This is a genomic window from Streptomyces sp. NPDC049687, assembly GCF_044465285.1.
Lineage (GTDB): Bacteria > Actinomycetota > Actinomycetes > Streptomycetales > Streptomycetaceae > Streptomyces.
This window is the reverse complement of record NZ_JBITLN010000001.1, coordinates 898,228-916,840: the sequence shown is the minus strand read 5'-3', so window position 1 is coordinate 916,840 and position 18,613 is coordinate 898,228. Positions and strand designations below refer to the sequence as shown.

General features: G+C 69.5%; 16 protein-coding genes and 3 tRNA genes. 15 read left to right on the top strand and 4 right to left on the bottom strand.

Features of this window, described 5'->3' with window-relative positions; all coding sequences use genetic code 11:
• Positions 1-26 precede the first annotated feature (26 nt).
• The 3 genes from ACIBVL_RS04205 to ACIBVL_RS04195 all read left to right on the top strand — a co-directional run bounded on the left by ACIBVL_RS04205 (position 27) and on the right by ACIBVL_RS04195 (position 430).
• A tRNA-Asn gene (locus ACIBVL_RS04205) sits at positions 27-99 on the top strand.
• Between the two features lie 5 nt (positions 100-104).
• Positions 105-177: transfer RNA gene (locus ACIBVL_RS04200), tRNA-Asn, on the top strand.
• 179 nt (positions 178-356) lie between these two features.
• Positions 357-430: transfer RNA gene (locus tag ACIBVL_RS04195), tRNA-Ile, on the top strand.
• A 266-nt stretch (positions 431-696) separates the two neighbouring features.
• Here the strand turns inward: ACIBVL_RS04195 and ACIBVL_RS04190 are convergent.
• Positions 697-1,686 carry a helix-turn-helix domain-containing protein gene (locus tag ACIBVL_RS04190; protein ID WP_399091389.1) on the bottom strand — a complete coding sequence of 330 codons (990 nt, stop codon included), beginning with the start codon at positions 1,684-1,686 and terminating at the stop codon, positions 697-699.
• A 246-nt stretch (positions 1,687-1,932) separates the two neighbouring features.
• Between ACIBVL_RS04190 and ACIBVL_RS04185 the strand changes: the two genes are divergently transcribed.
• Positions 1,933-2,970, top strand: coding sequence for a phenylacetaldoxime dehydratase family protein (locus tag ACIBVL_RS04185; protein WP_399091386.1), 1,038 nt, complete (start codon positions 1,933-1,935; stop codon positions 2,968-2,970).
• A 41-nt stretch (positions 2,971-3,011) separates the two neighbouring features.
• Complete coding sequence (locus ACIBVL_RS04180; protein WP_399091383.1) at positions 3,012-4,031, top strand: carbon-nitrogen hydrolase family protein; 1,020 nt, start codon at positions 3,012-3,014, stop codon at positions 4,029-4,031.
• A gap of 214 nt (positions 4,032-4,245) precedes the next feature.
• On the opposite strand, the gene ACIBVL_RS04175 is transcribed toward ACIBVL_RS04180, so the two are convergent.
• Positions 4,246-5,259 (bottom strand): AraC family transcriptional regulator, encoded by a 1,014-nt coding sequence (locus ACIBVL_RS04175; RefSeq protein WP_399091380.1) that lies wholly within the window; start codon positions 5,257-5,259, stop codon positions 4,246-4,248.
• 198 nt (positions 5,260-5,457) lie between these two features.
• Between ACIBVL_RS04175 and ACIBVL_RS04170 the strand changes: the two genes are divergently transcribed.
• Both ACIBVL_RS04170 and ACIBVL_RS04165 read left to right on the top strand, forming a co-directional pair.
• Entirely contained in the window at positions 5,458-5,691 is a 234-nt protein-coding gene (locus ACIBVL_RS04170; protein ID WP_033530157.1) for a type II toxin-antitoxin system VapB family antitoxin, read from the top strand.
• Positions 5,688-6,095 carry a PIN domain nuclease gene (locus ACIBVL_RS04165; RefSeq protein ID WP_399091376.1) on the top strand — a complete coding sequence of 136 codons (408 nt, stop codon included), beginning with the start codon at positions 5,688-5,690 and terminating at the stop codon, positions 6,093-6,095. The genes ACIBVL_RS04170 and ACIBVL_RS04165 overlap by 4 nt, the downstream gene beginning before the upstream one ends.
• 417 nt (positions 6,096-6,512) lie before the next feature.
• Here the strand turns inward: ACIBVL_RS04165 and ACIBVL_RS04160 are convergent, their stop codons facing one another.
• Together ACIBVL_RS04160 and ACIBVL_RS04155 are read right to left on the bottom strand one after the other, a co-directional pair.
• Positions 6,513-7,463 (bottom strand): phosphotriesterase, encoded by a 951-nt coding sequence (locus ACIBVL_RS04160; protein ID WP_399091373.1) that lies wholly within the window; start codon positions 7,461-7,463, stop codon positions 6,513-6,515.
• A gap of 73 nt (positions 7,464-7,536) precedes the next feature.
• Positions 7,537-8,226 (bottom strand): GntR family transcriptional regulator, encoded by a 690-nt coding sequence (locus ACIBVL_RS04155; RefSeq protein WP_399092055.1) that lies wholly within the window; start codon positions 8,224-8,226, stop codon positions 7,537-7,539.
• Between the two features lie 232 nt (positions 8,227-8,458).
• Between ACIBVL_RS04155 and ACIBVL_RS04150 the strand changes: the two genes are divergently transcribed.
• The 8 genes from ACIBVL_RS04150 (at position 8,459) to ACIBVL_RS04115 (ending at position 18,180) form a co-directional block, all read left to right on the top strand.
• On the top strand, positions 8,459-9,274 hold the full coding sequence (locus ACIBVL_RS04150) for a sugar isomerase domain-containing protein (RefSeq protein ID WP_399091370.1): 816 nt from the start codon (positions 8,459-8,461) through the stop codon (positions 9,272-9,274).
• Positions 9,271-9,963: an SDR family oxidoreductase gene (locus ACIBVL_RS04145; protein ID WP_399091368.1), complete on the top strand. Its 693-nt coding sequence runs from the start codon at positions 9,271-9,273 to the stop codon at positions 9,961-9,963. Before ACIBVL_RS04150 ends, ACIBVL_RS04145 begins: the two co-directional genes overlap by 4 nt.
• Positions 9,960-11,288, top strand: coding sequence for an FAD-dependent oxidoreductase (locus ACIBVL_RS04140; RefSeq protein ID WP_399091365.1), 1,329 nt, complete (start codon positions 9,960-9,962; stop codon positions 11,286-11,288). Before ACIBVL_RS04145 ends, ACIBVL_RS04140 begins: the two co-directional genes overlap by 4 nt.
• A 183-nt stretch (positions 11,289-11,471) precedes the next feature.
• Positions 11,472-12,443: an ROK family protein gene (locus tag ACIBVL_RS04135; RefSeq protein ID WP_399091362.1), complete on the top strand. Its 972-nt coding sequence runs from the start codon at positions 11,472-11,474 to the stop codon at positions 12,441-12,443.
• 335 nt (positions 12,444-12,778) lie between these two features.
• Positions 12,779-14,437 (top strand): glycoside hydrolase family 13 protein, encoded by a 1,659-nt coding sequence (locus tag ACIBVL_RS04130; RefSeq protein ID WP_399092052.1) that lies wholly within the window; start codon positions 12,779-12,781, stop codon positions 14,435-14,437.
• Between the two features lie 80 nt (positions 14,438-14,517).
• Complete coding sequence (locus ACIBVL_RS04125; protein WP_399091359.1) at positions 14,518-15,873, top strand: ABC transporter substrate-binding protein; 1,356 nt, start codon at positions 14,518-14,520, stop codon at positions 15,871-15,873.
• Positions 15,874-15,883: 10 nt separating this feature from the next.
• Positions 15,884-17,263, top strand: coding sequence for a carbohydrate ABC transporter permease (locus tag ACIBVL_RS04120; protein ID WP_399091356.1), 1,380 nt, complete (start codon positions 15,884-15,886; stop codon positions 17,261-17,263).
• Positions 17,260-18,180 (top strand): carbohydrate ABC transporter permease, encoded by a 921-nt coding sequence (locus tag ACIBVL_RS04115; RefSeq protein WP_399091353.1) that lies wholly within the window; start codon positions 17,260-17,262, stop codon positions 18,178-18,180. The genes ACIBVL_RS04120 and ACIBVL_RS04115 overlap by 4 nt, the downstream gene beginning before the upstream one ends.
• Positions 18,181-18,613: the final 433 nt, after the last annotated feature.

The window sequence follows — 18,613 nt, the reverse complement described above, 5'->3', positions numbered from 1 at the left end:
TAGGTGCGTTCGATGCAACGAGGCATTCCTCCGTAGCTCAATTGGCAGAGCAGCCGGCTGTTAACCGGCAGGTTACTGGTTCGAGTCCAGTCGGGGGAGCTCGGTCCTCCGTAGCTCAATTGGCAGAGCAGCCGGCTGTTAACCGGCAGGTTACTGGTTCGAGTCCAGTCGGGGGAGCATCGTGAACGAGGACCCCGTGGGGGTCCTTTTTCATGTCGGTGTCACGCCGGCGGGAACCGCGCAGGCCGCGGCGCGGTCTCCCTGGTCACGCAAGGTCGACCAGCCGGAGCGTGAGATCGTATGAGCGGCTATGCTGCGGCAGACGGCGCGCACACATGTACGCGACACGCCGCTATGGGGCGGTAGCTCAGCCGGTTAGAGCAGCGGACTCATAATCCGTCGGCCGTGGGTTCGAGTCCCACCCGCCCCACTGTGCAGGTCTGTGATCTGCGGAAACGTCTCAGCGGGCGTGCGGATTCAGGACTTTGGGCCAACGGACTGAATCCGCTGCTCGCCAGTTCAACGCCGTTGTCATCGGCGTTGGTTGGAAACGCTCTGACCTGCACAGACGTATCAAAGGCGACGATGGCGTCGGTGCCGTAGTGGACCGAGTGACCCTCGCCGCCGCTGAGGTCGAGTCCACGCCTGACATTCACGATCCGCTAGTCGTCGCTCTCTCTAGCAGCGGCACCTCGGTCATGCAGGCGAGGAAGGATCTCCCGAAAGGGCGGGAGCCCGGTCCGCCAGGGCCTGCCACTCCCGCGGGGACATCCCGTAGGCGGTACGGAACGCCCGGCTGAAGTGGGCCGCGCTGAGGAAACCCCACCGGTGTGCGACGGCGGCAACCGCAGGCCTGCTCCGACGTGGGCGGCCGAGTTCCCGGCGGCATTCCTCAAGACGACGACCACGGATCCATCCGCTCACCGTGGCTCCCTGCGCCTGGAAGAGGCGCTGCAGGTGGCGTACGGAGATGTGGTGGGCGGCGGCGATCGTCTCGGCCGAGAGGTCCGCGTCCGTGAGGTGGGCGTCGATGAAGGTGCGGATACGCAACAGCAGGGTGTGCTGGGCGGCGTCCGTTCCGGCAAGGTCGCGGCCGAGCTGTTCGGTGATGACGGTGCTGAGCAGATCCGTCACGTTGCGGGCCAGCAGTTCTGCGACCTCAGGACGGCAGGTCGAGGCCTCGGCGGTCAGCTTCGACAGGAACGGTGCGACCATGGAGGCCAGTCCCTGCTCGGGTCCGATCGTCACGCCGGTGATGCGCCGCAGGTCCGATTCCGGCAATCCGAGCGACTGCCGGGGCATCTGGAAGACCACCATCTCGAAACGGCTCGGAAAGTGGAGCGTGTACGGGCGGGTCGTGTCGTAGAAGGCGAACTGGCCCGGACTCAACGGGGCGCTCCGCTCATCCTGGACGACGACGCCGGGGCCACAGGTCTGCAGGCCCACGAGCATGTAGTCGTCGGAGGACTCCGCGATCAGGCGTCTGCTGCGCCGGACCAGCTCCCGGTCGGCGTCGACCGTGGAGATCTGCAGGCACCCGAGTCGCTCCGTGGTGACCGCTCCTGAGAAGGGCTCGCCCTTGGGAGCGGTGACGTCGAGTGGCACGAAAGTGCGCCACACCGCGTCGTGCCAGTAGGCCAGCCGCTCGCTGGGCGGTACGGAATCCGTGGAGAGGACGACGGCCACAACGCCTCCTCTGTCGCAGGTGCAGTGCCTGCACTGTAGCCAGGCGGACACCCGTGGCGCGTTACGCACGCGTATCGATGCTCCTGCGCGCAGATCCGGCCGCGGCGGAAGGCACGGCGTGTCACAGCGGAAGCCGCGATGCGTCGCAATCGGTCAAGTCGTCGGTCGCGAGCGGTCAAATCCGGCCACATGCCCGGCCTAGCCTCAGCCTCCATCCCGCCTGAACACCGGCCGTCGGAGGAGACCATGCCCAGAACCGGACCGCCCGGACACACTCCGCGCTTCCCCGCGTACAGCTCGCGTCTGCCGAAGGGCACGGACGCGTTCGTGTTCGCCCAGTACGCCTGCCAGGCGAGGGCGGCAGACCAGGCGGCGGAGGGGACCGCCGCGCTCGCGGAGCTGTTCACCGGAGCGCACCGGCCGGACGTACTGGACCGCGGATCATTCGTCGACAGCGCCGGCGCCCACAACGTGGTGTGGCTGGCCTACTGGTTCGATCCGCAGACGTACGACCGGTGGCAGCAGTCCGAGTCCGTGCGCTCGGCATGGGACCAGCTGCCCGCCGACGGCCCGGTCGGCCACTGGCGGGAGGTGTGCGTCATCCCGGCCGAGCGCAACGAGACCCTGCACACCCACCGCCGCGAGGACTACGCCACCAGCGGCCTGTCCCAGTACGAGGCGGTCGACCTGCCCGAAACCCCGGTGCACGACTACTGGGGCGCCGCCCGCGACCGCATCGATGCCTCGGCCGTCGAGGCGCTGGAGCCCGCACTGCCGGTGTTCGAGCCCCGGCCCGCCCAGGAAGACGACACCCTCGGCCGGCGGCTCACCGTCGAGGTGCCCGGCAACGTCGCGCTCATCCGCACCGCGCAGGACTGGTCCGCCAGCACCCTGTACCGCGAGAAGTACCTGGCGGACGTCAAGCCGGTCAAGGACCGCGGGGTCGACTTCCTCGCCGCGAACCCCGACTCGGGCTGCATCGCGGCCCGCAACCTCGATGAGCAGTCACCCGACGGCTCACCACTGCAGCGCGCCTGCACCGTCGCCTGGTTCGCCTCGATCGACCACCTCCTGACCTGGTGCCGCTCCCACCGCACCCACCTGGAGATCTACGCCAGCTTCTTCCAGATGGTCTCAGGCGGCGAAGGGCCCCTCGACGTCGCGTTCTGGCACGAGGTGTCGGTCCTGCCCGGCGGCTCAGTCACCACCGAGTACGTCAACTGCCATGCGAGAACAGGCTTCCTGCCGCTCGCCACCCACCACCACAGCACCGTCACCGCCTGACGACAGCCGGCACCGTACGGGCAAGGAAGAGGAGAGAACACATGGTCGACTACACGGGTGCCTTCAAAGCCGCCGCGATCCAGGCAGAGCCGGTGTGGCTGGACGCCGACGCCACGATCGAAAAGAGCATCGCCCTGATCGAAGAGGCCGCCAGGGCCGGAGCGCAGCTCATCGCCTTCCCCGAAACCTTCGTCCCCGGCTACCCGTGGTGGCTGTGGCTGGATTCCCCCGCCGCGGGTTTCGCCTTCTTCGGCCGCTATCACGAGAACTCGCTCACACTTGACGGGCCGCGCTTCGCACGCCTGCTGGATGCCGCACGCACCAACGCCATCGCCGTCGTCGCCGGCTTCAGCGAGCGCAGCGGTGGCAGCCTGTACATGGGTCAGGCGCTGATCTCCGCCGACGGCGAACTCGTCCACGCCCGCCGCAAGCTCAAGCCCACCCACGTCGAGCGCACCGTTTTCGGCGAGGGCGACGGCTCCGACCTGGCCGTCCACGACACCCCGCTGGGCCGCATCGGCGGGCTGTGCTGCTGGGAGCACCTGCAGCCGCTCACGAAGTACGCCATGTTCAGCCAGCACGAGCAGGTGCACGTGGCCGCCTGGCCCAGCTTCTCGGTCTACAAGGGGGCCGCCTACGCCCTCGGCCCCGAGGTCAACACGGCAGCCTCCCAGCTCTACGCCGTCGAAGGGCAGGTCTTCGTTCTCGCCCCCTGCGCGGTCGTCGGCGACGCGGCCATCGACCTGTTCTGCGGTGACGACCCCGTCAAGCAGCAGCTGCTGCAACGCGGCGGCGGCTTCGCCCGGATCTACGGCCCCGACGGCAGGCCCCTGGCCGATCCGCTACCGGAAGACGCCGAAGGCATCCTCTATGCCGACATCGACCTGTCCGCCATCGCCGTGGCCAAGGCAGCCGCCGACCCCGTCGGTCACTACTCCCGCCCCGATGTGACCCGACTCCTGCTGAACACGACCCCACGACGCCCGGTCGAGCAGACGGCCCCCCTCGCGGAGATCTTCCAGGAACCCTCCCTGGCGGAACCGGAGACGGCCCAGGCCTGACGGGATCGCTGTCGGCGCGAGATCGGCACCGTCGCGGCTCGCGAGTCCCGTCCGACGATCACGCTCGCGAGCGGAAACTCAGTGCCGCAGGGGCGCGGCTTCTCCTCAGGAGCGGCGCCGCTGTGCGTCGGAAGCCAGATCATCCCCTGCGGGCCAGTCTGAAGAAGGCAGCCCGACGGCATACCCCCTCGCCGTCCACGGGTCCGACTGGCGATCAGGATGCCCGACCGACAGCCGGCCGCGACACCGGTTGCTGTGCCGCAGGAGAGGCCCGACAGTGCGTACTCGTCACGGCTGACGCTGACCGAACAATCGGTCGGGAGGCTCCCTCGACGAGTGCCTCGTACGTCGTGCCGCACTCGGCCAGCCGACGGCGCAGCGTCCGCTCGCTTGTCGCATGCCGCCGCGCCTGCTCACCGAACGAAGGCGCCAGGGGGAGGCTCTGCGCAACGGAGATCTCCAGCACCTCCAGCAGATCCTGCTGGTCACGGCGGGAAGCCAGCTGCGCGTCGAGCATCTCCAGTGTCGACGCGTAGCTCACCGGATCCCGGCCGGGCATCCGGGTGCGGGCCCACGCGGGGTCGATGGCCAGGCGGTTGGCGGGGGCGTCGAACCGGACCGGACAGCCGAACAGGGCAACGAACACGTCGTATTGGCGGGGTGGCGGGAAGGAGAACTCCACGACCTTCGGCGCGAAGTCCGGACTGACGGCCAGCCTGGACAGGGTGACCACGGAGGCGAACGCCTCCTCGATCAGGAAGGAAGCCACGACCGGGTCCATGGCGGGATCGGGAAGATCGGCATGCAGCACGAAGGCGTCGTCCTCCTCACCCGCACCGGCCGACCACACCACCATCGCCCCGGACAGGTTCTGGTACCTCACGCCCGTCCCGATGGCGTGCCGCAACGTGTCGTCGGCCATCAGGGCGAAGCCGAGCAGGCCCCACGCGGTCAGGTGCTGCGCCGCACCGACCTTCAGCCCCAGGCGCTCGTCCCCGGTGAGCTCCACCGCACGGCGGATCACCGCGCTGCCCTGCCGGTACGACACCCGCAGCGCGGCGGAACGCATGATCGTCTCGTCCAGCCCGACCTGCTTCAACACCGGCCGCAGATCGATGCCGCGCTCGTCGGCGACCACGACCAGGCAGCGCAGGATGTTCGGCTGGATCGTCGCCGACGTGCTGCGACTGGTCCCGGGAGGGTCCGCCGGGCCGGGGATAAGGGACATCGCACTCACCTTCTCCTCGGTGACCACCGTAGGCAGCCGGCATCACCGGTCGCACGCTTTCGGGCCCCCGAAGCCCCCTCAAATGGAAACGCCTCGGCATCCTGCGCGCCCCCCTTGAGCGGTCTGTGCGGTCGGTGGCCGTAGGCAATGTTGGCGATGTATCGTGGATGCATACATTGTGGACGTTGGAGGTGTCCGGTGTCCGTGACTCAGATTGATCTCGACGACGAGGCGCTGGCCGAGGCCATGCGGCTCATGGGTGCCACGACGAAGAAGGAGACCGTCAACGCGGCGCTTCGGGACTACGTGGCGCGGATCAGGAGGCTCGAGGCCGCGGAGAAGCTGGCCGCGCGAGGTGAGCGCGGCGAGTTCGAGCAGGCCGCAGCGGCGCATGAAGCCGAGAAGCGTGCGAGGCGCGAGGCCTTCGAGTGATCACATATCTGGTGGACACCTCGGCTCTGTGGCATCTGTTCCGTACACCAGGTGCGCTGCGCCCCTGGGAGGGACACATCGCCGCCGGGGTGTTCCACATCTGCGAGCCGACACGTGCCGAATTCCTCTACTCGGTGACCAGCCCGTCTCACCGAGATGAGCTGGCCGAGGAACTGGACGCGCTCTGTCTGCTCTCTCCGGTTCCGAAGAACGCCTGGCGGTGGGTCGACACCGCCCAGTACAAACTGACCCAGAGGGGCCGGCATCGGGCGGCGGGAGCGATCGACCTGTTGGTGTGTGCGACAGCTGTACACCATGGGCAGACCGTCCTCCACGTGGACAATGACTTCGCGACGGTGGCCGGAGTCCTCAAGGAAGTTCAGCAGCGAGACGCACGAGCCTGATCTCCGGAGCAGGAACACCATGTCGGCCTCTGACCTCGGCGGTCGATGTCTCCGGGGTGCATCACTACGACCTATCCCCGCATGCGCGAGGCCGACAGCTTCGGCGCACCGAACGCGCCCGCCACCTTCGAGCTATTGATCCGTCGGCCGTGGGTTCGAGTCCCACCCGCCCCAGGAGCGAGCTGTGCCCGGTGGCGTGGTCGCTCGGTGCCGCCGTACCGGCGCATCATCACGGTGCCCTCGTCTGTAGGGCAACGCCGCTGACAACAGGGCCCTCAGGAGTCCGGCCGTCAGGGCGTGCAGATGGTCGCCGCTCTGGGCCAAGGTGAAGGGCGGTGCCAGAAACGCCGTCCAGAGCACGGCCGGCGCCTTGCTCTGCCTACCCGGCTTCGGTGCGGTTTCTCCGCGCGCGGGTGTTCACAAGGGAGACGTCTCTTTGGCCAGCAGTGCCTGGGGGGCATGCCGCAGTACGGTCTCGACCGCCTCGTCGCCCAGGCGGCGACGAAGTCGCGGGACGAAGTCCCGGCCGAGCACGTCCATGCCTGGTCCTCCTCCGTAGGCGATGAGCGATGACTTGCGCCCGACATCGGTTCCCAGACAGATGTGGCCCAGCTTGCCTGCCTCGGCCATGCGCTCGATGAGATCGAGGACGACGGAGTCCGGCCTGTACTTGATCCGCCCGATCGTGTCGTAGACGAGGCGGGCGCCGCGGGCGATCAGGTCGAGGTGGAGCTCCGGATCGGGGTTGCGGTCGGTGTGGGCGAGCAGGACCCGCCGGGCCGGGATGCCGTGTTTGTCCAGGATGTCCAGGGTGGCGTGTGCTGCGGTCCCGACCTCGGTGTGCACCGCCACGGCCACTCCTGTCTTCCGGGCCGCCGCCGCTCCTGCGGCGAACCAACGCTCCTCGTGGCGGTCGACGCGGTGGTAGGAAGCCCCGAGCTTGATGATCCCGGCCTTGTGGGGGGTGGGTGCGGGGCGGGGGAAGTCCCAGTCGTGGGCGTCCATGCCGACCCGCAGGTCGTCCAGGAGCACGTCGAGAAGTGTCGAGTCGTCGGCGTGGCGGGCCCAGTGAGCGGCTGGATAGTGCGCGCTGCGGTGGAAGCCGGTCGCGGCGACGATGTGGATCGCGCTGGTGCGGGAGACTTCGGCGAGCTGGCCGGGGCGGCGCCCGAGGCCGACCGGTGTCAGGTCGACGACGGTTCGGATGCCGCTCGCCGCCACCCGCCGGAGCTCGGCCGCCGCCTTGCCGGTGTCGAGGAACTCGTCCCCCGGGTTGACGGGGGTGCGCAGGAAGACGTGCTCGTGGGCATCCACCTCGCCGAGTTCGTCAGCGGCGACAGGGCCCAGAACCGTTTCGACGTCAGGCACAGCTTGTCTCCTTCCGGCTACCGCCCCGACTCGGGCACGTCGGCCTCATCACGTCTCCCGGCCGAAACACGCCCTAGGCGAGTTCGATGTGGAAGACGAAACGGGAACCCGCGTAGCGGGATTCGGTGAGTTCGACCGGGGTGCCGTCCGCGGTGGTGATCAGCCGGCGCTCGACGAAGATGGGCGCGCCGACGGGCAGGTCCAGAAGCGCGGCGTCGTCGGCGGTGGCGATGGCCGCTATCTGCGTTCCGGTCGCGCGGGAGGGGGCGAAACCCTGCTCGGTGAGCGCCTGATGCAGTGAGCCGTGGGCCAGGTCCTCGCGCAGCAGCCAGGAGCAGGACGGCGGCAGCACGACGTTCTCGATCGCCATCGGCTGGTCGTCGGCCAGCCGCAGACGCCGTACGTGAACGACGTTGGACTGGGGAGCGAGCCTGAGCGCGGTGATCTCTTCCTGACTGCCCGGGCGCAGTTCGCTCGCCAGGACGGTCGATGACACGCTCATGCCGCGCAGGGCCATCTCCTCGGTGAAGGAGCGCAGTTTGCCCATCTGCCGGTGGACCTGCGGTTCCCCCACGAAGGTGCCGACGCCGGAGATCCGGTAGATCGCGCCCTCGGCGACCAGACGCTGGGTCGCCTGTCTGACGGTCATCCGGCTGACCTGGAACAGTTCGCACAGCTCCGCGTCGGACTCGATCTGATCTCCGGGCTTCAGTCCCGCGATTCGGCCGCGTATGTGCCGTTCGACTGCTTCGTGTCGCGGCATGGGCCGGCGAGCCACGGCTTCCCTCCTCTTGTCTATACCGGTATGCATCAACGCAGCATAGGTCGTCGTCCGGTAGGCGTCTACACCCGACCTCCTCTGCCGGAACCAGTGATCAGCTTGGTCCGAATGCTTGACGTCTCGGCGATTGTCGCCATAGCGTGCCGCAGGTCCAGCCTGTCTATACATATTGCCTCGTGCTCTGTTTTCGCTGCCTACCGAGAGGTTTCCGCACGTGCCATCGTGGATCCGTACCGCAGTCGGGATCGTGGAGGAGGTTGCCGAGACCCAGGCCGGCGCCATCGAGGCCGCGGCCCGGATCGCCGCCAGGTCGATCGCCGACGACGGCGTCGTCTACACCTTCGGCACCGGCCATTCGCGCATGCCGGTGGAGGAGATCTTTCCCCGCTACGGCTCCTACCCCGGTTTCCAACCGCTGGTGGAGCTCTCGATGACGTTCCACACCCAGGTGGTCGGGGCCAACGGGCAGCGGCAGGCGATGTTCATCGAGCGCGTCGAGGGGCTGGCCGAGCAGATTCTGGCCAACTTCCGGCTGCGCCCTTCGGACAGCATGTTCATCTTCAGCGTCAGCGGGCTCAACGCCGTCCCCATCGAGATGGCGATGGGCGCGCAGAAGGCGGGCCTGCCGGTCATCGCGGTCACGTCGCTGCAGGAGACCAACGCCGCCGAACCCCGGCATCCGAGCGGATCCCGGCTCGCCGACCACGCCGATGTGGTGATCGATCTGGGATCGCCGATCGGCGACGCCGTCTGCCGCGTCACCGGCCTGGACGTCCCGGTCGGCCCGGTGAGTACCTTCACCGCGATCGCCGTCGTCAACGAGATCAAGGTTCGGGTCGCCGAGCTGCTGGCCGAGCGGGGTGCCATGCCGCCGGTCATCACGAGCTCCCGCCTGGTCGGCGCGGACCGTAGCAACGAGCTGTTCGAGGCTGCCTACCTCGAGTTCGCCCGCCGCTCCGCCGCCGCTCTGCGTACCGCGGACGGTGCCCGCACGGCGGATGGCCCCCGTACCGCGGAAGGTGCACGGTGAAGCGCCTGCTGGTGGTCGGCGCTCAGGGCGGAATCGGCGCCGCGTGCGTCAGCGCGGCGCGGGCAGCCGGCGCTCGGGTCTTCGAGGCCGACCGCGACACGTACGACATCACCGTGCCCGGGGGCGCCGAGGCCGCGGTGGCGCGGGCGGCCGAGACTCTGGACGGTCTCGACGGCATCGTGCACGCGGTGGGCATGTCCGGCCGGCGTCTCGGCGACGGGCCGGTCGACGAGTGCAGCGACGAGGCATGGAGGGAGGTGCACCGGGTCGACCTCGACTCGGTGTTCTACCTGCTGCGCGCCGGTATGCGGCAGCTGTCCGGATCGGGCGGGTCGATCGTCGTCATCGGCTCGGCCCTGGCGAGCACACTCGATGAGGACTTCCTCACCGTGGCCTACGCCAGCGCGAAGGGCGCCCTGGTCCCGCTGGTGCGCTCGGCCGCGTTCACCGGAGCCCCCAAGGGGGTGCGCGTCAACATCGTCGCGGCCGGCCTGGTGGACACTCCGATGGCCGCGCGCGCCATGACCGATCCCGTGATCCAGGACCGCCTGCCGCGGCTGATGCCGCTCGGCGCGCGGGCCTGCAGCCCCGAGGAGATCGCCGACGCCGCCGTGTGGCTGCTGTCGGACGCTTCCGCCCGCACGACCGGCGCGGTGGTCCCCGTAGACGGAGGGTGGCACCTGAGGTGAACGGCACGCGCATCAGCCAGGCGGAGGCCGGGCGTTATCCCCTGCTGTGGAACGGCGATGCGGTGATCGTCGGCGGTGGGTCGGCGGGCTCCGCGGCAGCCGTCGCGGCCGCCCGGCGGGGCGCTCGCACCCTGCTCGTGGAGGGCGCCGCTCACCTGGGCGGTACGGGGGCGAGCGTCCTGGACACCTTCTACGGCTTCTACGCGCCCGGCACGGGTGATCGCGTCGTCGGCGGTGTCGGCTGGGAGGTGTGCCAGGCGCTCACCGATCGCAAGGCGGCCTTCGAGCGACCCAACACCTACGGCGCGGGTACCGGCGTCACCTACGACCCCGAGACGCTCAAATTGGTCTGGGACGAGCTCACGGGCGCTGCGGGGGTGCGCGTCCTGTTCCACGCCCGTGCGTCACGGGTGGTGATGGAGGGGGAGGAGGTTCTCGGGGTGGTCGTCGAGACGGTCGCCGGCCCCGGCTACGTGCGCGCCGGGGTCGTCGTCGACGCCAGCGGTGACGCCGACGTCGCGTGGCGCGCGGGGGCGGCGCTGGAGCGGCCGGCCGAGGACCGTGTCGTGCAACCGCTCACCCAGACCTTCCGGCTCGCCGGCGTCGACGCCGCGGCGACCCCGACGGCGGAGCTGCACCGCCTGATGGCTCTGCACGCGGGCTCGGGAGCGTACGAGCTGCCCCGGCGCGAAGGATCCGTCCACCGGACCACCGAACCCGGGGTCGTCCACACCAACGTGACCCGCGTGAGCGGCGTCGACCCGACCGACCCGTGGCAGCTTTCGGCAGCCGAGCAGGAGGGGCGCCGCCAGGTCGTCGAGTACACGCGGTTCCTCGTCGATCAAGTGCCGGGGTACGAGCGGGCCTTCCTCATCGCGTCCGCGCCGCGGATCGGTGTGCGGGAGAGCCGCCGCCTGATCGGTGAGTACGTCCTGGACAGGGAAGACGTCCTGACGGCGCGCCAGTTCGAGGACGCCATCGCGCTCTGCGGCGCTCCGATCGAAGACCATGCCGCCGGGCAGAGGACGATCTGGCAGTACGTCGGCTCCGGTGACGAGACACCCACCGGCCGCACCTACGGTGTGCCCTACCGGTGTCTGCTCCCTCGCGGCGTCGACGGTCTGCTCGTCGCGGGCCGGTGCCTGTCGGCCACTCACGACGCCCATGCCTCCGTCCGTTCCATCGGGCAGTGCATGGCGACGGGGCAGGCTGCCGGGACGGCTGCGGCGTTGGCGGTCGCCGCCGGGGGCAGGCCTCGCGATGTGGACATCGTCGAACTGCGGGAGCAGCTGGCAGACGACGGCGCCCTGATCTCACCCTGCTGACCATCCTTGCCATAAAAGGCTAGACAGGCCGTGGTTGCGACGCTGGAGGCTGTTGACGCCCTGTCATGTGGTCGCAACCAGCCAAAATTTCAGATTCTTTGCGGTTCAACTGATTGACTGAACGATTTGTCCGGGCCTAGCTTCCCGTTAAGTCTATACAGGCAATACTGATCTGGAGATCGTATGGTCGCGACCAGGAGCGGTCCTCGCCCCGACGGGTCCGCCCTGGGGGTGGACATCGGGGCCACGAACATCAAGTGGGTGCACCGTGCCGACGCGGTCGTCGTCGCGCGGGGCACGCTGCCCACCCCAACCGCCGGCCCCGCGCAGGTCGCCGCGGCCATCGCCGAGATCGCGGAGGCGCACACCGTCGAGGCCATCGGCGTGGCGCTGCCCGGCCACCTGAGCCCGGACCTGCGGTCGACCACCACCATCCCGAACATCGGCGGCGACTGGCAGGACTTCCCGCTGGCGGACACGCTCCAGCGCGCGACCGCGAAGCCGATACTGCTGATGAACGACGCGCGCGCGTTCGCCTCGGCGGAACTCGCCCTGGGCTCCGCGCGCGGTCACACCGACGTGGTCTTCATGACCATGGGCACCGGGATAGGTGGTGCGATCGCCCTGGGCGGCAGCGTTCTGCGCGGGCCCGGCGACAGGATCGGGGAGATCGGTCACATGACCGCCGAGCCCGGCGGTGCCCCTTGTGGATGCGGGGCCCGCGGCTGTCTGGAGACGGTGGCGGGCGGCCGGGCACTGGCAGGCGCCTGGTGCCGAACCCTCGCCTCGCGCGGGATGGGGCACCAGGACCGGCCGGCCACACCCGAGGACCTGGTCCGGGCCGCGCGGTCGGGCGACACCGCGGCCCTGGAGATCCTCGGCATCGCCGGCACCGCTGTCGGCGCGGTGCTGGGATGCGTGCTGGTTCAGCTCGGCCTCTCGACGGTCGTCGTCGGCGGCGGTGTCGCACCGGCCTTCGACGTGATGCGACCAGCCGTCGAGCCGGCACTGCACGACCGTCAGCGACTGATCGGACCGGTGATGCTGCTGGCCGCCGCGCTCGGTCCGTACGCCGGCGCGATGGGTGCGGCGCTGAACGCCACCGCGCATCCCTCCGGTGCCGCTTCCACGCTGCCTCGGTTATCCGCGATCTGACGGTCTTCGGCACCCCTGACAACTGTCGGTGGGCGTCGTCTCCGGCGATCGGCCCTTCGTCTCCACCGGCGGCCGGTCACGCCCATTGCCCATGGCTTCGGCTTCGCCGCCGAACGAATCCGCGCCTGTCGGCTCCGAAGCCCCCGCCCGCCGATCAACCTGCCCACCGGCTTCCGGCCGGCCTCGCAATCCGTTTCCCCACGCGCCTTCCACGGCGCGGGATCCAGCCCCCGGTCCGCCGGCCGTCGCCCTCCCCGCCCGGCGGCCGGTTCCCATCAAGCAGCCCAGCCCAGGACGGTTTCCTGATGATCGACGCGTTCGTCGACGACGGCCCGATGCAGAACGGACCGCGCCCCTCCGAGCGGTCCGAGCACACCGCACAACAGCAGTGGTGGCGCACCGCCGTCATCTACGAGGTGTACGTCCGCAGCTTCCTCGACAGCACCGGCGACGGCATCGGCGACCTCGCCGGTGTCCGCGCGGGCCTGCCGTACCTCAAGCGACTCGGTGTCGACGGCATATGGCTCAACCCGTTCTACCCCTCGCCGCAGTACGACCACGGCTACGACGTCGCCGACTACTGCGACGTGGACCCGGTCTACGGAGACCTGGAGGAGTTCGGCCGCCTGGTGGACGACGCGCACCGCATGGGGTTCAAGGTGCTCATCGACATCGTCCCGAACCACTGCTCCAGCAAGCACCCGTGGTTCCTGCAGGCCCTGGTGGAGGGCCGGGACGGCCCGGCCAGGTCACGCTTCCACTTCGCCGAGGGCCGTGGCGCGGGCGGCGAACTGCCGCCCAACAACTGGCACTCCATGTTCGGAGGGCCCGCCTGGACCCGGGTCACCGAGCCCGACGGCACGCCGGGTCAGTGGTACCTGCACCTGTTCGGGCCGGAACAGCCCGACCTGAACTGGCGCAACCCCGGGGTCGGCGTCTCCTTCGAGCAGGTGCTGCGGTTCTGGCTGGACCGCGGCGTCGACGGGTTCCGTATCGACGTGGCCACCGGGCTTTTCAAACATCCCGACCTTCCGGACTCCCCGGACCCGGCGGCCGACGCCCGGGCCCGCGACACGGTCAACCCCCTGGCGTGGAACCAGCCCGAGACACACGGCGTCTGGCGTGCCTGGCGCGGTATCTGCGAGGAGTACACCGCACGGGACGGCATCGACCGGCTGCTCGTCGGAGAGGTGTCGGTGCGAACCCCGGCCGAGCAGGCCGCGTACGTCCGCCCGGACGAGCTCCATCAGGCGTTCTTCTTCCACATGCTGACGGCCCCCTGGGACGCCCCCACCTTCCGCCGGGTCATCCGGGACGCTCTGCGGGACATCGCCGACACCGGCTCGACCATCACCTGGGTGCTCAACAACCACGACCAGGTCCGCACCGTCACCCGGTACGCGACGGCCGCCCGTGCCCGCGCCGCCGCGCTGCTGATGCTCTCGCTGCCCGGCGCCGCCTACATCTACCAGGGTGAGGAGCTCGGCCTGCCGGAGGTCGTCGACCTGCCGGACGAGGTGCTCACCGACCCGATCTTCCACCGCAGCGGCAGCCGCGTGGGAATCCGCGATGGCTGCCGCGTGCCACTGCCGTGGTCGGGGCACCTGTCCCCGTTCGGCTTCACCCCGGGCGCAGGCGCCGCCAAACCGTGGCTGCCACAGCCCGACTGGTTCGCCGCGCACACCACCGAACGGCTCATGGCCGACCCCGACTCCTTCTGGCACCTGTACCACGACGCGCTGCGGCTGCGCGCGAGCCTGCCGTCGCTCGGCAACGGGACCATGCGCTGGCTGGAGTCCCCGCCGCAGGTCCTGGCCTTCGTCCGCGGTGACGGGCTGGGTGACGGGCTCGTGTGCGCCGTCAACTTCGGCGACGTCCCGTGTCCCGCCCCGGTCCCGGGCACCCCGCTGCTCGCGAGCGGCCCCTGCCCGCCCGGAACCCTCCCCGGCAGCACCGCCGCCTGGTGGGCGGCAGACACCGCTCACCAGGCATGACCCATCTGCCCCCGCCCACAGATTCCGTCCGTTGCTACACGTTCCATCCGTCTTTCCGTCCTTCACAAAGGAGTGACCCCATGAATGGCAGAGCGGCAGCACTGACGGCCGTCGCCGTCCTGGCGATCGGAGCCGCCGGGTGCAGTTCCTCGGACACGGGCGCCGCCGGCTCCCCGGCGACCACCGGTGCCAAGGACGCCTCCACGCTGGACCTGCCCAAGCTCGACGGGCAGAGCCTGCAGGTGGCCGGCGTCTGGACGGGCGCCGAGCAGAAGAACTTCCTCAAGGTACTGGCCCGCTTCGACGAACTGACCGGAGCGAAGACCACCTTCGTGCCCACCGGCGACAACGTGTCGACCTTCGTCGGCAGCAAGATCCAGGGCGGCTCTCCGCCGGACGTGGCTCTGCTGCCCCAGCCCGGCGTGCTGCAGCAGTTCGCCGAGGCCGGCTGGCTCAAGCCGCTCCAGCCGGCCGTGACCAAGGAGCTGAACCAGAACTACAGCCAGGTCTGGCGCGACCTCGGCACGTACAAGGACACCCAGTACGGCGTGTTCTTCAAGGTCACCAACAAGTCCCTGTTCTGGTACAACACCGCGGTCTGGGAGCAGGCCGGACTGACCGACACCCCCACCACCTGGGACCAGCTGCTCAAGGACGGCCAGACACTCTCCGACTCCGGTACCCCTCCGTTCTCCATAGGAGCTGCCGACGGCTGGCTCGTCACCGACTGGTTCGAGAACATCTACCTCAGTCAGTCCGGCCCGGCCATGTACGACAAGTTGACGAAGCATCAGATCAAGTGGACCGACGCGTCGGTGACCAAGGCGCTGACCACGCTGGGCCAACTCTTCGGCAGGCCCGACCTGATCGCCGGAGGCACGCGCGGCGCGCTGCAGACCGACTTCCCCACCTCGGTCGGCCAGGTCTTCTCCGACCCGCCCAAGGCCGCGATGGTCTACGAGGGCGAGTTCATCGCGACCAACATCACCCAGGAGACCAAGGCCAAGGTCGGCACCGATGCCAAGATCTTCCCCTTCCCGGCCGTGGACGGCGGTGAGGCACCGGTGCTGAGCAGCGGCGACGTCGCGGTCGCGCTCAAGGACGGCGAGGGCGCGCGGGCGCTGATGCGCTACCTGGCCTCCCCGGAGGCGGGGGGCATCGCCGTGCAGCAGGGCGGTTTCCTGTCACCGAACAAGGCGGTCGCCTTCTCCGGCTACCGTGACGACACCGTCCGGACCATAGCGAAGAACCTGATCAAGGCCGGCGACAACATCCGGTTCGACATGTCCGACCAGGCCCCGGCCGCGTTCGGCGGAACCAAGGGGCAGGGGGAGTGGAAGGACCTGCAGGACTTCCTCGCCAAGCCCTCCGACGTCGCCGGTGCGCAGAAGCAGCTCGAAGCGGACGCCGCGAAGGCGTTCGCGAAGGCGGGCTGAGGCAGTCGTCATGTCACAGACCCTCTCCCCTCCGTCCCCCGCCGCCCCCAGGGCGGCGGGGCCATCCGCCGGCCACGGGAGGAGGAAGCCCCTGGCCCGTGGGTGGATCGCGGCGTTCTTCCTTCTGCCCGCGCTGGTCCTGCTCGGTGCGCTCGTGGTCTATCCGATCGTGTGGTCGGTGGTCCGCAGCCTCTTCGGCCCCGACGGCTTCACCCACTTCGTCGGGCTGTCCAACTACACCGGCGTCTTCACCGACCACCAGACCCTCGTCGCCATCGAGAACAACGCGATCTGGGTCGTGGTCGCCCCCGTCGCGGCCACGGGCCTCGGCCTGATCTTCGCCGTGCTCACCGAGCGGATCCGCTGGGGTACGGCGTTCAAACTGGTCGTCTTCATGCCGATGGCCATCTCCATGCTGGCCGCCGGCATCATCTTCCGGCTGGTCTACGACCAGGATCCGAGCAAGGGCGTGGCCAACGCCGTGGCGACCGGCGTCCATGACACCTTCTTCAAGGCGTCGGCGTACCCCGGAGCCCACCCCCGGGTCGCGGGCGCGGGCAGCGGCACCTTGACGGGCCCGGTGGGCGGCCCCTACACCGGCAAGCCCATCAGTCCCGGCAGCGGCCCGGCCGCGCTGCCACTGGTCGGAGTGCAGCCCACCACACTGACCGACGTGACGCAGGCCGCTGCGCCGAGCGGCTGCCCGTCCGGCTCCCTGTGCGGCATCGTCTGGCTGGACTTCACACCGGGCGGCGGCACCCCGGGGAAGATCGACCGGGGGGAGAAGGCGCTGTCCGGCGTCCGGGTCGAGGCCGTGCGTTCCGGACGCGTCGTCGCCACGGCAACCGCCGCCAAGGACGGCACCTTCACCCTGCCCGCGTCCCGGATCGGTACCTCACCGGTTCAACTGCGCCTGCCCAAGGCGAACTTCACCGCCCAGTACGCGGGCGTCAACTGGCTCGGTCCGACCCTGGTCACCTGGTCGATCATCGGTGCCTACGTCTGGATGTGGACCGGCTTCGCCATGGTCCTCATCGCCGCCGGGCTGGCCGGGATCCCCCGGGAACTGCTGGAGGCCGCACGGGTCGACGGTGCGCGGGAGTGGCAGGTCTTCCGCCGCATCACGGTGCCGCTCCTGGCGCCGGTGCTGGGCGTGGTCCTGGTCACGCTGGTGATCAACGTCCTGAAGATCTTCGACCTGGTGTACGTCATCGCGCCCGGCGCCAGCCAGCAGGACGCCAACGTACTGGCCCTGCAGCTCTACCTGTCCTCCTTCGGCGGCGGCAACGACCAGGGCACCGGCAGCGCGCTCGCCGTGCTGCTGCTCGCCCTGGTCGCGCCGGCCATGTTCCTGAACATCAAGCGGTTCCGAAAGGAGACGTCACGGTGACAACCCTGCAGGCCGCTCAGGCCGCCCGGGGTGCCCAGGCCCCGCCGACCGCCGCCGGCCGAGCGGGACCGGGCGCCGCCGCCCGAGCGGCTCGCCGGCTCGCCGGCGGAACCACGCAACTCGTGCTGCTCGCCGTCGCCCTGTTCTGGCTGCTGCCCACCGTCGGCCTGCTGCTCTCCTCGCTGCGCGGGCCACTGGACATACAGTCGTCCGGCTGGTGGACGGTCCTCACCAAGCCCGCGCAGTTGACCCTGCACAACTACACCAACCTGCTGGACAACCCGACGATCACGCGTTCGTTCCTGAACAGTCTGCTGATCACCGTGCCGTCCACGCTGCTGGTCGTGGCCGTCGGCTCACTGGCCGGATATGTCTTCGCGTGGGTCGAGTTCCCGGGCCGGGACTGGGTTTTCCTGATCGTCGTCGGACTGCTCGTGGTGCCGCTGCAGGTCGCGCTGGTGCCCATCACCACCCTGTTCGGGGACATCGGGATCTTCGGCAGCATCGTCAGTGTCGTTCTCTTCCACGTCGCTTTCGGCCTGCCATTCGCGATCTTCCTGTTGCGGAACTTCTTCGCGGCGATCCCGCGCGAACTGCTGGAGGCCGCCCGCCTCGACGGGGCGGGCGAGCTGTGGCTCTTCGCCCGGGTCGTCGTTCCGCTGGGCGGGCCGGCGATAGCGTCGCTCGGCATCTTCCAGTTCCTGTGGGTCTGGAACGACATGCTCGTCGCGCTCATCTTCGCCGACCCGGACTCCGCCCCGCTCACCGTCGCCCTGCAACAGCAGACGCGCCAGTTCGGCACCAACATCGACGTCCTGTCCTCCGGCGCCTTCCTCTCCATGATCATCCCGCTCGTGGTCTTCTTCGCCTTCCAGCGTCAGTTCGTCAACGGCGTTATGGCAGGCGCGCTGAAGTAGCCGGAATCCCCGGACCTCCCGGCCCGGGCGGGCATGGTGAAACACCCCTCATACGCGAGTCTGCCGCCGAGTAGGTCCATAGGGACTCCGCTCGGCCTGAACAACACGACCACGTGTTGCCACCGACCCCTGGAATCGGCAACGGGGTGGGGCCTTTCTGCGTCGGAACGGAAATCCGCTGCGGGCAGGTTCCAGAGCCTCGTCCGGGCCGGCGCGAGGGGCAGATGGCCACGGACCGTTTTTGCTGTGCGCGGAGTTGAGGAGGAGGTCCTTTTGTTGTCGGCGGCGGGCGGGGGAGTCTGGCGGGCGAGGTCGGCGCGTCGCTGTCCGGACGGGTCGTGACTGAAGGTGCCGTTTGGCTGCTTGTACAGGAGGATGGCGTCGATCGGAGGCTCACTGAGGCGGGAGATGCCGGCGATGCCGTCGCTGTCGC

Excerpts from the sequence above, each read along its gene's own strand:
- ACIBVL_RS04135 (WP_399091362.1), top strand. The coding sequence starts at position 11,472 with ATGGTCGCGACCAGGAGCGGTCCTCGCCCCGACGGGTCCGCCCTGGGG.
- ACIBVL_RS04125 (WP_399091359.1), top strand. The coding sequence starts at position 14,518 with ATGAATGGCAGAGCGGCAGCACTGACGGCCGTCGCCGTCCTGGCGATC.
- ACIBVL_RS04155 (WP_399092055.1), bottom strand. The coding sequence starts at position 8,226 with ATGCCGCGACACGAAGCAGTCGAACGGCACATACGCGGCCGAATCGCG.
- ACIBVL_RS04185 (WP_399091386.1), top strand. The coding sequence starts at position 1,933 with ATGCCCAGAACCGGACCGCCCGGACACACTCCGCGCTTCCCCGCGTAC.
- ACIBVL_RS04120 (WP_399091356.1), top strand. The coding sequence starts at position 15,884 with ATGTCACAGACCCTCTCCCCTCCGTCCCCCGCCGCCCCCAGGGCGGCG.
- ACIBVL_RS04130 (WP_399092052.1), top strand. The coding sequence starts at position 12,779 with ATGCAGAACGGACCGCGCCCCTCCGAGCGGTCCGAGCACACCGCACAA.
- ACIBVL_RS04175 (WP_399091380.1), bottom strand. The coding sequence starts at position 5,259 with ATGTCCCTTATCCCCGGCCCGGCGGACCCTCCCGGGACCAGTCGCAGC.
- ACIBVL_RS04180 (WP_399091383.1), top strand. The coding sequence starts at position 3,012 with ATGGTCGACTACACGGGTGCCTTCAAAGCCGCCGCGATCCAGGCAGAG.